Below are 12,550 nucleotides of genomic sequence, written 5' to 3' on the forward strand. Positions count from 1 at the left end.
CGGGCACATGGAGAATAATAATGAGTCAGACCTCTTCTAATCCGGCAACCCTACGCTTGCCGTTCAAAGAAAAACTCGCCTATGGGATGGGTGATTTAGGTTCCAATATCCTGCTGGACATTGGTACGCTCTATTTACTCAAGTTTTATACCGATGTCCTTGGTTTACCTGGAACTTATGGCGGTATCATTTTCCTTATCGCCAAGTTCTTTACCGCATTTACCGATATGGGGACTGGGATTATGCTCGACTCGCGCCGCAAAATCGGCCCGAAAGGCAAATTCCGCCCGTTCGTGCTGTATGCCGCGTTTCCGGTGACGCTGCTGGCGATTGCGAACTTTGTCGGTACACCATTTGAAGTCACCGGTAAAACGGTGATGGCAACGGTACTGTTTATGCTGTACGGACTGTTCTTCAGTATGATGAACTGCTCTTACGGTGCGATGGTCCCCGCGATCACCAAAAACCCGGACGAACGCGCCTCGCTGGCTGCCTGGCGACAGGGCGGAGCCACTCTTGGCCTGCTGCTGTGCACCGTCGGTTTTGTGCCAGTAATGAACCTGATCGAAGGCAACTCACAGTTGGGCTATATCTTCGCCGCCACCTTGTTCTCTCTGTTCGGCCTGCTGTTCATGTGGCTGTGCTATGCCGGGGTAAAAGAACGCTATGTGGAAGTGAAACCCGTTGATGTCGCGCAAAAACCGGGATTGCTGCAATCCTTCCGCGCCATCGCAGGTAACCGCCCGCTGTTTATTCTGTGCGTTGCCAACCTTTGCACACTTGGCGCGTTTAACGTCAAGCTGGCGATTCAGGTCTATTACACCCAGTACGTACTGAACGACCCGATCCTCCTTTCCTGGATGGGCTTTTTCAGCATGGGCTGTATCTTCATCGGCGTCTTCTTAATGCCGGGAATGGTCAGGCGTTTCGGCAAGAAAAAGGTCTACATCGGCGGTTTGCTGATCTGGGTCGCGGGCGATCTGCTGAACTACTTCTTTGGCGGCGGCTCAGTCAGCTTTGTCGCCTTCTCCTGTCTGGCGTTCTTCGGCTCAGCATTCGTCAACAGCCTGAACTGGGCGCTGGTCTCCGACACGGTGGAATATGGCGAATGGCGTACCGGCGTTCGTTCGGAAGGAACGGTATACACCGGCTTCACTTTCTTTCGTAAAGTGTCACAAGCGCTGGCGGGATTCTTCCCCGGCTGGATGCTAACGCAAATCGGCTATGTCCCCAACGTGGTGCAATCTGCCAGTACGGTCGAAGGATTGCGTCAGCTGATCTTTATTTATCCCTGCGCGTTGGCGGTGATCACCATTGTAGCTATGGGCTGTTTCTACAACCTTAACGAGAAGATGTATGTCCGTATCGTTGAAGAGATAGAAGCGCGTAAACAAACCGTTTGATAATAATAATGAATAGCGCTCTACGGGGCGCTATTGAGGAGCGATTATGTCTTTTCATGATCCGCTAACGCTAAAACTGAGCCTGCGTGAAAAATTCGCCTACGGAGTGGGTGACTTCGGCTCAAATTTGATGCTGTGTATCGGCACGCTGTATCTGCTTAAATTTTATACCGATGAACTAGGGATGCCGGCCTGGTACGGTGGGATTATCTTTTTAGTAGCGAAGTTCTTCACCGCCTTCACCGATATTCTGACCGGCGTGTTGCTGGACTCAAGGCGTAATATTGGCGCAAAGGGGAAATTCAGACCCTTTATTTTGTATGCGTCATTTCCTGTCGCCGTCGTCGCCAGCGCGCAGTTTTTAGCGACAGGCTTTACGCTAACGGTGAAAACGGGGCTGGCAACGGTGTTGTTCATGCTGTTCGGCCTGTTCTATAGCCTGATGAACTGTTCCTACGGCGCGATGGTGCCTGCAATTACTAAAAATCCACATGAACGCGCTCAGCTCGCCGCCTGGCGTCAGGGCGGCGCTACCGTAGGCCTGTTACTGTGTACCGTTGGCTTTATGCCGATTCAGGCGCTATTTGTCAGTTCGCCTTCGCTGGGGTATCTGATTGCCGCACTGATCTTCTCCGTCTGCGGATTGTTCAGTATGTGGTGGTGCTTTAGCGGTGTGAAGGAACGCTATATCGAAATCGTGCCGGACCATCATAAGCCCAGTATTCTCAAGTCGTTTTGCGCCATTTTCCGTAACCCTCCGCTGCTGGTGCTGTGTGTCGCCAACCTGTGCACGCTGGCGGCATTCAACATCAAGCTGGCGATTCAGGTGTATTACACCCAGTACGTGCTCAACGATATACATCTGCTGTCGTGGATGGGTTTCTTCAGCATGGGGTGCATTCTGCTTGGGGTACTGCTGGTGCCCGCAGCCGTAAAACGTTTTGGTAAAAAGCAGGTTTACCTTGGCGGTCTGGCGCTATGGGCAATCGGCGATGTGCTGAACTTTTTCTGGGGCAGCACGTCATTTTTATTCGTGATGTTTTCTTGCATGGCCTTCTTCGGAACCGCTTTTGTTAACAGCCTGAACTGGGCGCTGGTTCCGGATACGGTCGATTATGGCGAATGGAAGACGGGGATCCGTGCGGAAGGCTCGGTGTATACGGGTTATACCTTTTCGCGCAAAATTTCCGCGGCGCTCGCAGGCTTCCTGCCGGGTATTATGCTGACGCAAATCGGTTATATCCCCAACATAGCCCAGAGCGATGCAACCTTGCTTGGTTTGCGTCAACTCATTTTTCTCTGGCCTTGCGGACTTGCAATTATTGCAGCACTCACAATGGGCTTCTTTTATAAACTCAACGAAACACGTTTTGCTTTTATTATTGAGGAAATCAGCCAACGGAAGAAAAACAACATCCAACCAGACCCGGTTACCAATAAAAAGAATACCTCTGCTGTAAACGTATAAAAATAATAGCCGCCTATTCCATCTCAAGGGATGGCGGCCTCCCTACGCTTAAAAAATGGATTTATCATGAAAAAATTAACGACAATAATTTTCTTATCCTCTGTGGTATCAACCTCTGCTTTCGCTGGAGCCTATGTAGAAAACCGCGAAGCATATAACCTGGCGTCCGATCAAATAGAGGTCATGATGCGCGTCGGCTATAACTCTGATATGGGTGCGGGCATCATGCTCACCAACACCTACACGATGCAACGCAAGGATGAGCTAAAACACGGCTATAACGAAATAGAGGGCTGGTATCCGTTATTTAAACCGACAGATAAATTAACAATCCAACCTGGCGGGCTAATAAACGATAAGAGTATTGGTTCTGGCGGTGCTGTTTATCTGGATGTTAACTATAAATTTACACCATGGTTTAATCTTACCGTGCGTAATCGATATAACCATAATAACTACAGTTCAACCGACCTGAACGGTGACCTGGATAATAATGATACCTATGAAATAGGTAACTACTGGAACTTTGCCATTACCGATAAATTTTCCTATACCTTTGAACCGCACTATTTTATGCGAGTTAATGACTTCAATAGCAGCAACGGAAAAGATCATCACTGGGAAATTACCAATACCTTTAAATATCGGATCAATGAACACTGGTTGCCCTACCTGGAATTACGCTGGTTAGATCGCAATGTTGAGCCCTATCATCGCGAACAAAACCAGATTCGTGTTGGGGCAAAGTATTTCTTCTGATGCTGCTGATGATAAAAAAAGCCGCTGATAATCAGCGGCTTTTTTATGCTTACCTGAGAAAGAGCGTTAATTACTCTTCTTTCGCGCCACGCATTGCACGGCGACGATCGTTTTCAGTCAGGTGACGCTTACGAATACGGATAGAGGTTGGAGTAACTTCTACCAGTTCGTCGTCATCGATGAATTCCAGAGCCTGCTCCAGAGTCATCTTAACCGGCGGAACCAGAACCGTTGCTTCGTCAGTACCGGACGCACGCATGTTGGTCAGTTTCTTACCGGTCAGGCAGTTTACAGTCAGGTCGTTAGAGCGGCTGTGAATACCGATGATCTGGCCTTCGTAAACTTCAGCACCGTGACCCAGGAACAGCTTACCGCGGTCCTGCAGGCTGAACAGTGCGAACGCAACTGCTTTACCCTGGCCGTTGGAGATCAGTACGCCGTTCTGACGCTGACCCACATCACCCGCACGAACGTCGTCGTAGTGGCTGAAGGTGGAGTACAGCAGACCGGTACCGGAAGTCATGGTCATGAATTCTGAACGGAAGCCGATCAGACCACGGCTTGGGATCACGTAGTCAAGACGTACGCGGCCTTTGCCATCTGGATTCATGTTTTTCAGGTCGCCTTTACGCTCACCCAGAGCCTGCATGACAGAACCCTGATGCTGCTCTTCGACGTCCAGCGTTACGTTTTCGAACGGCTCTTGTTTACGGCCATCGATTTCGCGGAAGATAACTTTCGGACGGGAAACCGCCATTTCGAAACCTTCACGACGCATGTTTTCAATCAGAACAGACAGGTGCAGCTCACCACGGCCGGATACACGGAACGCATCCGCATCTTCGGTTTCTTCAACGCGCAGCGCAACGTTGTGCACCAGCTCTTTGTTCAGGCGGTCAAGGATCTGACGAGAGGTAACATATTTACCTTCTTTACCACAGAACGGAGAGGTGTTTACGCAGAAGAACATGGTTACGGTCGGTTCATCAACGGACAGAGCCGGCAGCGCTTCGACGTTCTGCGGATCGCAGATGGTGTCGGAGATGTTCAGTTCGCCCAGACCGGTGATCGCGATGATATCGCCTGCTTCGGCAATATCGCTCTCGATACGTTCCAGACCCAGATGAGTCAGAACTTTACCGACTTTACCGTTACGGGTTTTGCCTTCGCTATCAATGATAGTGATCTGCTGGTTCGGTTTAACTTTACCGCGTTTAATGCGGCCGATGCCGATTACGCCAACGTAGTTGTTGTAGTCCAGCTGAGAGATTTGCATCTGCAGCGGGCCATCAAGGTCTACGTTCGGAGCCGGTACACGATCAACGATGGTCTGGTACAGCGGAGTCATGTCTTCAGCCATATCTTCGTGATCCAGACCTGCGATACCGTTCAGCGCGGAAGCGTAAACGATCGGGAAGTCCAGTTGTTCGTCGGTAGCGTCGAGGTTAACGAACAGGTCGAATACCTGATCAACAACCCAGTCAGGACGCGCGCCAGGACGGTCAACTTTGTTGATAACAACAATTGGCTTCAGGCCATGGGCAAAGGCTTTTTTGGTCACGAAGCGCGTCTGCGGCATCGGACCATCCATTGCATCCACCACCAGCAGCACGGAGTCGACCATGGACATTACACGTTCAACTTCACCACCGAAGTCGGCGTGCCCCGGGGTATCAACGATGTTGATACGGTAGTCATTCCATTTGATAGCGGTGTTTTTAGCGAGGATGGTAATCCCACGCTCTTTCTCCAAATCGTTGGAGTCCATCACGCGCTCTTGGGTTTCAGCACGTGCATCGAACGTACCGGATTGTTGGAGCAGCTTGTCTACCAGGGTCGTTTTACCATGGTCTACGTGCGCGATGATGGCGATGTTACGCAAATTTTCGATCACAACTTTGCCTCAGGCATTTTAGAAATAGCGCGTTATTGTACACGGATTAATCGCAGTACAAAACAGGATCACAAACATCCTCCGCAAACAAGTATTGCAGAGTTTCTTTGTGATCACATTCACGGAGCGTTAAAAGGGGTAATCTGACATGCTTTGCACCAATATGGTGCTTAATGTTCACATTAAAGCACTATAATGGTGCAATACAACCTTCATGGTGCAGCCCCTTTGCACGATAGTGCGCATGATAACGCCTTTTAGGGGCAATTTAAAAGTTGGCACAGATTTCGCTTTATATTTTTTACGGCGACACGGCCAATTTTTGCAGAATTGAAGACTTCGTTACCACGACGACCATGACCAATCCGGGAGAGTAAGTATGTCCGCTGAACACGTTTTGACGATGCTGAACGAACACGAAGTGAAGTTTGTTGATTTACGCTTCACTGATACCAAAGGTAAAGAACAGCACGTCACTATTCCTGCTCATCAGGTAAATGCCGAATTCTTTGAAGAAGGCAAAATGTTTGACGGCTCCTCGATCGGTGGCTGGAAAGGCATTAACGAATCAGACATGGTTCTGATGCCAGATGCGTCTACTGCACTCATCGACCCGTTCTATGAAGAGTCTACCCTGATCATCCGTTGCGATATCCTGGAACCCGGTACGCTGCAGGGCTATGACCGCGACCCGCGCTCCATCGCAAAACGCGCTGAAGAGTATCTGCGTTCTACCGGCATCGCAGACACCGTTCTGTTCGGGCCAGAGCCAGAGTTCTTCCTGTTTGACGACATCCGCTTCGGCGCATCTATCTCCGGTTCTCACGTGGCTATCGATGACATCGAAGGCGCATGGAACTCCTCCACCAAATACGAAGGTGGTAACAAAGGTCACCGTCCTGGCGTGAAAGGCGGTTACTTCCCGGTTCCTCCGGTAGATTCTTCTCAGGACATCCGTTCTACCATGTGTCTGATCATGGAAGAAATGGGTCTGGTTGTTGAAGCGCATCACCACGAAGTGGCGACCGCTGGCCAGAACGAAATCGCGACCCGCTTTAACACCATGACCAAAAAAGCGGACGAAATTCAGATCTACAAATACGTTGTGCACAACGTTGCGCACCGTTTCGGTAAAACCGCGACCTTTATGCCAAAACCGATGTTCGGTGATAACGGTTCCGGTATGCACTGCCACATGTCCCTGTCCAAGAACGGCGTAAACCTGTTCTCTGGCGACAAATATGCGGGTCTGTCTGAGCAGGCGCTGTTCTACATCGGCGGCGTAATCAAACACGCTAAAGCGATCAATGCCCTGGCTAACCCGACCACCAACTCCTACAAGCGTCTGGTCCCAGGCTACGAAGCGCCGGTAATGCTGGCTTACTCTGCCCGTAACCGTTCTGCTTCTATCCGTATTCCGGTAGTTGCTTCTCCGAAAGCGCGTCGTATTGAAGTGCGTTTCCCGGACCCGGCTGCTAACCCGTACCTGTGCTTCGCAGCGCTGCTGATGGCTGGTCTTGACGGTATCAAGAACAAGATCCACCCAGGCGAAGCGATGGACAAAAACCTGTATGACCTGCCGCCGGAAGAAGCGAAAGAGATCCCACAGGTTGCTGGTTCTCTGGAAGAAGCACTGAAAGAACTGGATCTGGACCGTGAGTTCCTGACTGCAGGCGGCGTGTTCACCAATGAAGCGATCGATGCGTACATTACGCTGCGTCGCGAAGAAGATGACCGTGTGCGTATGACTCCGCACCCGGTAGAGTTTGAGCTGTACTACAGCGTTTAATTTAACTTTTACACTCTCACATAAAAACGTGCAGAGGATGTAATAACCAATGGATTTCTTGCTACAGCAAGGCAGCAATTGAGTGAATCCCCGGGAGCTTACATAAGTAAGTGACTGGGGTGAGCGAAAGCAGCCAACACAGCTGTCGGGAGAAAGACGAAGGTTTTAGTTGCCGTGGAACTTTTAGCCCATCCCAGGATGGGCTTTTTTCTCCACTAACAACCTGCTTTCTCGCGCTTTTTTGATGTAAAAAGCTATAATGCACTAAATTGGTGCAACACTTTTCAGGAGACTGCTGAATGGCAACCGGCACGCTGCCCGATGCTGGGCAGATCCTCAATTCTTTAATCAACAGCATCTTACTCGTCGACGATGAGCTGGCGGTACATTACGCCAACCCGGCGGCACAGCAGCTGCTCGCCCAAAGCTCCCGCAAACTGTTTGGTACACCGCTTCCCGATCTGTTGAGTTATTTCTCCTTAAACATCGGACTGATGCGAGAGAGCCTGGAAGCAGGCCAGGGCTTTACGGATAACGAAGTGACGCTGGTGATAGACAGCCACTCACATATCCTCTCAGTGACCGCTCAGAGGCTGCCTGATGGCCTTATCCTGCTGGAGATGGCGCCAATGGATAACCAGCGCCGTCTGAGTCAGGAGCAGCTCCAGCACGCCCAGCAGATTGCCGCCCGCGATCTGGTGCGCGGTCTGGCGCACGAAATCAAGAACCCTTTAGGTGGATTACGCGGCGCAGCGCAGCTACTCAGCAAAGCGCTTCCGGACCCGGCGCTGACCGAATATACCAAAGTCATTATTGAGCAGGCCGACCGCCTGCGTAATCTGGTCGACCGTCTGCTGGGACCACAACAGCCTGGCATGCATGTCACGGAAAGTATTCACAAGGTGGCGGAGCGCGTGGTGGCGCTGGTCTCAATGGAGCTCCCGGAAAACGTCACGCTGATTCGTGATTACGACCCGAGTCTGCCCGAATTACTGCACGATCCGGACCAGATCGAGCAGGTTCTGTTAAACATCGTGCGCAATGCTTTACAGGCGTTGGGACCGGAAGGCGGTGAGATCATTCTGCGTACCCGCACCGCGTTTCAGCTCACGCTGCACGGCGTACGTTATCGCCTGGCGGCACGGATTGATGTTGAGGACAACGGTCCGGGTATTCCCTCGCATTTGCAGGACACGCTGTTCTACCCAATGGTCAGCGGTCGCGAAGGGGGCACCGGGCTTGGATTATCCATCGCCCGCAATTTAATTGATCAACATTCCGGCAAAATTGAATTTACCAGTTGGCCGGGTCATACCGAGTTCTCGGTTTACCTGCCTATCAGGAAATAAGGTGACGTTTATGCAACGAGGAATAGTCTGGGTCGTTGATGACGATAGTTCCATCCGTTGGGTGCTTGAACGTGCGCTCGCAGGGGCAGGACTAAGCTGTACCACATTTGAAAGTGGTAAAGAGGTGCTGGACGCGCTGGCCAGCAAAACGCCTGACGTACTGTTGTCGGATATTCGCATGCCGGGCATGGACGGTCTGACGCTGTTAAAACAGATCAAAGCGCGGCATCCAATGCTTCCGGTCATCATAATGACCGCACACTCCGATCTGGATGCTGCCGTCAGCGCCTACCAGCAAGGGGCGTTTGATTATCTGCCCAAACCTTTTGATATCGATGAAGCCGTGGCGCTGGTCGAACGTGCCATCAGCCATTATCAGGAACAGCAGCAGCCGCGCAATATTCAGATCAACGGCCCAACAACTGACATCATCGGCGAAGCGCCGGCAATGCAGGATGTCTTTCGCATAATTGGCCGACTATCCCGGTCGTCAATCAGCGTATTGATTAACGGAGAGTCCGGGACCGGTAAAGAGCTGGTCGCCCATGCGTTGCATCGTCATAGCCCGCGGGTCAAAGCGCCCTTTATCGCGCTGAACATGGCGGCTATTCCGAAAGATTTGATCGAGTCTGAGCTGTTTGGCCATGAAAAAGGGGCGTTTACCGGGGCAAATACGATTCGCCAGGGGCGCTTTGAACAGGCTGACGGCGGTACGCTATTTCTCGATGAAATAGGTGATATGCCGCTGGACGTGCAAACGCGTTTACTGCGCGTATTAGCCGACGGGCAATTTTATCGCGTTGGCGGCTATGCGCCCGTGAAGGTGGACGTACGTATCATCGCCGCCACGCACCAGAATCTGGAACTGCGCGTACAGGAAGGCAAATTCCGCGAAGACTTATTCCATCGTCTGAACGTCATCCGCGTGCATCTGCCGCCGCTGCGTGAACGTCGGGAAGATATCCCCCGTCTGGCACGTCATTTCCTGCAGGAGGCCGCGCGCGAACTGGGCGTTGAAGCCAAACAATTACACCCGGAAACCGAGGCGGCGCTGACCCGTCTGGCCTGGCCGGGTAACGTGCGTCAGCTTGAGAACACCTGCCGCTGGTTAACCGTCATGGCCGCCGGGCAGGAAGTGCTGATTCAGGACTTACCGGCCGAACTGTTTGAAGCCAGCGTGCCCAATGCGCCTTCACACATGCAGCCGGACAGCTGGGCAACCCTGTTGGCACAGTGGGCAGACCGGGCCTTGCGTTCCGGTCATCAAAACCTGCTTTCTGAGGCTCAACCGGAGATGGAGCGCACGCTGTTGACCACCGCGCTACGTCATACCCAGGGGCACAAACAGGAAGCCGCACGCCTGCTTGGCTGGGGCCGTAATACCTTGACGCGTAAGTTAAAAGAACTCGGAATGGAGTGACGATTCGTCACTGTGTAAAGATTGATCATTGAGCGCAAACTGCTGCTATTTTGCGCTTTACTGTTCCGATGAGTTAAGTATGATCGTGCCCGGCAAACGGGGGGAAGTCATCATGCTGGAATCAATCATTAATCTGCTATCGAGCGGCTCAGTCGACAGCCACACGCCACAAACTGCGGTTGCCGCAGTGCTGTGTGCGGCGCTGGTTGGGCTGTTTAGCTGAAGGCGCGCCGGATGGCGCTAACGCTTATCCGGCCTACAGATTATCGCGACGTGTAGGCCCGGTAAGCGTAGCGCCACCGGGCAACCCGGTTAAATGACGCGGGAGAACTGCTGCATCCGCGCTTTCTGGCGCAGATAGGCATCAAAGCACATACAAATATTACGGATCAACAGGCGCCCCTTCGGCGTAACCTGAATCCCCTTCTCATCCACATCCACCAGCCCATCTTTCGCCAGTGGTGCCAGCAGTTTCAGGTCTTCGGCAAAATAGTCAGCGAAGTTCAGATCCCATTGCTGTTCCACAGCGGCATAGTCGAGGCGGAAGTTACAGATCAGGAGCTTAATAACATCACGACGAATGCAGTCATCGCGGGTCAGGGCAATTCCGCGCCACAGTGCGTTCCCCTGCTCGTCAACCTGCTGATAATAGCGCTTCAGCTCTTTCTGGTTCTGCGCGTAGTTGTCACCAATCATACTAATGGCTGACACGCCCATTCCCAGCAGATCGGTATCACCCTGGGTGGTATAACCCTGGAAATTACGATGCAGCACACCCTTGCGTTGAGCAATCGCCAGCTCATCATCCGGCCGAGCAAAGTGATCCATACCAATGAACTGATAACCGGTTTCGGTCAGTGAAGAAATAGTTTCCTGCAGGATATCCAGCTTCTGCTGCGCGCTGGGCAGGTCAGCGTCTTTAATCTTGCGCTGAGCGGCAAACAGCGTCGGCAGGTGCGCGTAGTTGAAGACGCTCAGTCGGTCTGGATTCAGCTCAGCAACGCGTTTCAGGGTGAAGGCGAAACTTTCCGGCGTCTGTTTTGGCAAACCATAAATCAGATCGATATTCGTTGAGGTAAAGCCAATCTCACGCGCATGATTCAGCAGCGCAAAGATAAACTCCTCATCCTGCTCACGGTTCACCAGGCGCTGAACTTCTTTATTGAAGTCCTGCACCCCCATGCTCAGGCGGTTAAAACCTTCAGCGCGTAAATGATCGAGCACATCCAGCTCAATTTCACGCGGATCCACTTCGATCGAGATTTCGGCGTCGTCGTTAAAGTTAAAGTTGCCACGCAGCAGCGACATCAAACGGCTGATTTGCGCTTTATTTAAGTAAGTTGGCGTGCCGCCGCCCCAGTGCAGTTGGCTGACATGACGTCCGGCAAACAGCGGTGCGCGATGAATAATTTCTTGTTCTAAGACATCGAGGTATTGATCGGCTTTATGCTGCTGGCGAGTCACGACCTTGTTACAGCCGCAGAAATAACACAGCTTGTGGCAGAACGGGATGTGAACGTATAGCGAGAGCGGACGCTCAGGATAACGCGCCACGGCCTTTAGAAATGCTTCTGTGCCGTAGTCTTCAGAAAACTCCAGCGCGGTCGGGTACGAGGTATATCGTGGCCCGGAATAGTTATATTTCTGGATCAGGGCCAGGTCCCAGTCTATTAGCTGCTCTGACATGCTCACTCCTTCCGATGGCGTCTCTGGCGGGTACGGCGTACCGGCTTAACCCCAGTGCGGGTGATGAGCCGGTTGCGCAGCCACTTCTGTCGCCGCGACAACCGCTGTAGTTTAACGAATAACCACACCAGATAACATATAACCGGAAGGGTTATAAGCAGGACGGGAAGACCCACGGTGTAAAATCGTTAGTTGCCGCCTTTCAGCAGGCGCATCATGTCTTCCTGCTTTTCTTCCTCTTCCTCTTCTTCCTCGTCATCGTAAGAAAGACCCAGCTTTTGCATCAGCTCATCGATGCGGTCCAGCTTGGCATCAACCCAGGCCTGATCTTCCACGCTCAGGGTTTCTCCTGCTTCAAGACGCTCCAGCAGCGCATCCAGGCGCTCATCCGTTTCCAGTAAATCCAACTCAGCCTGTGGTGAAAGCATAGGTTTCTCACTCTTCGGTTTGTGCTGTTTGGTGACTTTTTCGGTCACGCCCAATGGAATGGGGTTTTTGCTGCCAATACGAGGATCTTTTTGCTTATTTTGGTTTCCGCCACCAGAACCGCCTTCGCTACCGGACGCACGGCTACCCGCCGCATGACCACGGTGTTTTTTCTGGCGCTTACGGTCGCGAGCTTCCTGGTTAATTTCTTCGCGTGTTTTACGACGCGCTTTTGCAGGACCTTTACCGCGTGGTGTAGAAGTTGGTTTCATCATGATTCGTCTTTGGCTGTTTTATTCAGTATATAATTGCGCCGGAATCTAGCAGAAATAAAGAAAAAAGGCGACAGAGTAATC

Annotated in this window: 10 protein-coding genes; 7 read left to right on the top strand and 3 right to left on the bottom strand. The window is 51.9% G+C overall.

The window, feature by feature from the left end; translation table 11 throughout:
- The first annotated feature begins 20 nt into the window (after positions 1–20).
- From FDX03_RS21410 to ompL, 3 genes are all read left to right on the top strand, one after another.
- Positions 21–1,403 carry an MFS transporter gene (locus FDX03_RS21410; RefSeq protein ID WP_137346557.1) on the top strand — a complete coding sequence of 461 codons (1,383 nt, stop codon included), beginning with the start codon at positions 21–23 and terminating at the stop codon, positions 1,401–1,403.
- Positions 1,404–1,449: 46 nt separating this feature from the next.
- A complete protein-coding gene (locus tag FDX03_RS21415; RefSeq protein WP_115644178.1) occupies positions 1,450–2,871 on the top strand; it encodes an MFS transporter in 1,422 nt (473 codons plus the stop codon).
- A gap of 66 nt (positions 2,872–2,937) precedes the next feature.
- Entirely contained in the window at positions 2,938–3,630 is a 693-nt protein-coding gene (gene ompL, locus FDX03_RS21420) for a porin OmpL (RefSeq protein ID WP_003028643.1), read from the top strand.
- Between the two features lie 70 nt (positions 3,631–3,700).
- Here ompL and typA read toward each other — a convergent pair whose 3' ends face one another.
- Positions 3,701–5,524 (bottom strand): ribosome-dependent GTPase TypA, encoded by a 1,824-nt coding sequence (gene typA, locus FDX03_RS21425; protein ID WP_003028641.1) that lies wholly within the window; start codon positions 5,522–5,524, stop codon positions 3,701–3,703.
- Positions 5,525–5,903: 379 nt separating this feature from the next.
- Here typA and glnA point away from each other — a divergent pair, with 379 nt between their 5' ends.
- From glnA to FDX03_RS21450, 4 genes are all read left to right on the top strand, one after another.
- Positions 5,904–7,313 carry a glutamate--ammonia ligase gene (glnA, locus tag FDX03_RS21430; RefSeq protein ID WP_003028638.1) on the top strand — a complete coding sequence of 470 codons (1,410 nt, stop codon included), beginning with the start codon at positions 5,904–5,906 and terminating at the stop codon, positions 7,311–7,313.
- 299 nt (positions 7,314–7,612) lie between these two features.
- Entirely contained in the window at positions 7,613–8,662 is a 1,050-nt protein-coding gene (gene glnL / locus FDX03_RS21440; protein ID WP_005121842.1) for a nitrogen regulation protein NR(II), read from the top strand.
- Positions 8,663–8,672: 10 nt separating this feature from the next.
- On the top strand, positions 8,673–10,082 hold the full coding sequence (gene glnG, locus FDX03_RS21445; RefSeq protein ID WP_101741990.1) for a nitrogen regulation protein NR(I): 1,410 nt from the start codon (positions 8,673–8,675) through the stop codon (positions 10,080–10,082).
- Between the two features lie 112 nt (positions 10,083–10,194).
- Positions 10,195–10,305 carry a YshB family small membrane protein gene (locus FDX03_RS21450; protein WP_086523820.1) on the top strand — a complete coding sequence of 37 codons (111 nt, stop codon included), beginning with the start codon at positions 10,195–10,197 and terminating at the stop codon, positions 10,303–10,305.
- A gap of 89 nt (positions 10,306–10,394) precedes the next feature.
- Here the strand turns inward: FDX03_RS21450 and hemN are convergent, their stop codons facing one another.
- Complete coding sequence (gene hemN, locus FDX03_RS21455; protein WP_071667077.1) at positions 10,395–11,768, bottom strand: oxygen-independent coproporphyrinogen III oxidase; 1,374 nt, start codon at positions 11,766–11,768, stop codon at positions 10,395–10,397.
- 188 nt (positions 11,769–11,956) lie between these two features.
- Positions 11,957–12,466 carry a Der GTPase-activating protein YihI gene (gene yihI, locus FDX03_RS21460; RefSeq protein ID WP_249357144.1) on the bottom strand — a complete coding sequence of 170 codons (510 nt, stop codon included), beginning with the start codon at positions 12,464–12,466 and terminating at the stop codon, positions 11,957–11,959.
- Between the last annotated feature and the right edge of the window lie 84 nt (positions 12,467–12,550).

Source organism: Citrobacter sp. wls827 (assembly GCF_005280875.1).
In the GTDB taxonomy this organism is placed as follows: domain Bacteria; phylum Pseudomonadota; class Gammaproteobacteria; order Enterobacterales; family Enterobacteriaceae; genus Citrobacter; species Citrobacter youngae.

Excerpts from the sequence above, each read along its gene's own strand:
- FDX03_RS21410 (WP_137346557.1), top strand. The coding sequence starts at position 21 with ATGAGTCAGACCTCTTCTAATCCGGCAACCCTACGCTTGCCGTTCAAA.
- FDX03_RS21415 (WP_115644178.1), top strand. The coding sequence starts at position 1,450 with ATGTCTTTTCATGATCCGCTAACGCTAAAACTGAGCCTGCGTGAAAAA.
- ompL (WP_003028643.1), top strand. The coding sequence starts at position 2,938 with ATGAAAAAATTAACGACAATAATTTTCTTATCCTCTGTGGTATCAACC.
- glnA (WP_003028638.1), top strand. The coding sequence starts at position 5,904 with ATGTCCGCTGAACACGTTTTGACGATGCTGAACGAACACGAAGTGAAG.
- glnL (WP_005121842.1), top strand. The coding sequence starts at position 7,613 with ATGGCAACCGGCACGCTGCCCGATGCTGGGCAGATCCTCAATTCTTTA.
- glnG (WP_101741990.1), top strand. The coding sequence starts at position 8,673 with ATGCAACGAGGAATAGTCTGGGTCGTTGATGACGATAGTTCCATCCGT.
- FDX03_RS21450 (WP_086523820.1), top strand. The coding sequence starts at position 10,195 with ATGCTGGAATCAATCATTAATCTGCTATCGAGCGGCTCAGTCGACAGC.
- hemN (WP_071667077.1), bottom strand. The coding sequence starts at position 11,768 with ATGTCAGAGCAGCTAATAGACTGGGACCTGGCCCTGATCCAGAAATAT.
- yihI (WP_249357144.1), bottom strand. The coding sequence starts at position 12,466 with ATGAAACCAACTTCTACACCACGCGGTAAAGGTCCTGCAAAAGCGCGT.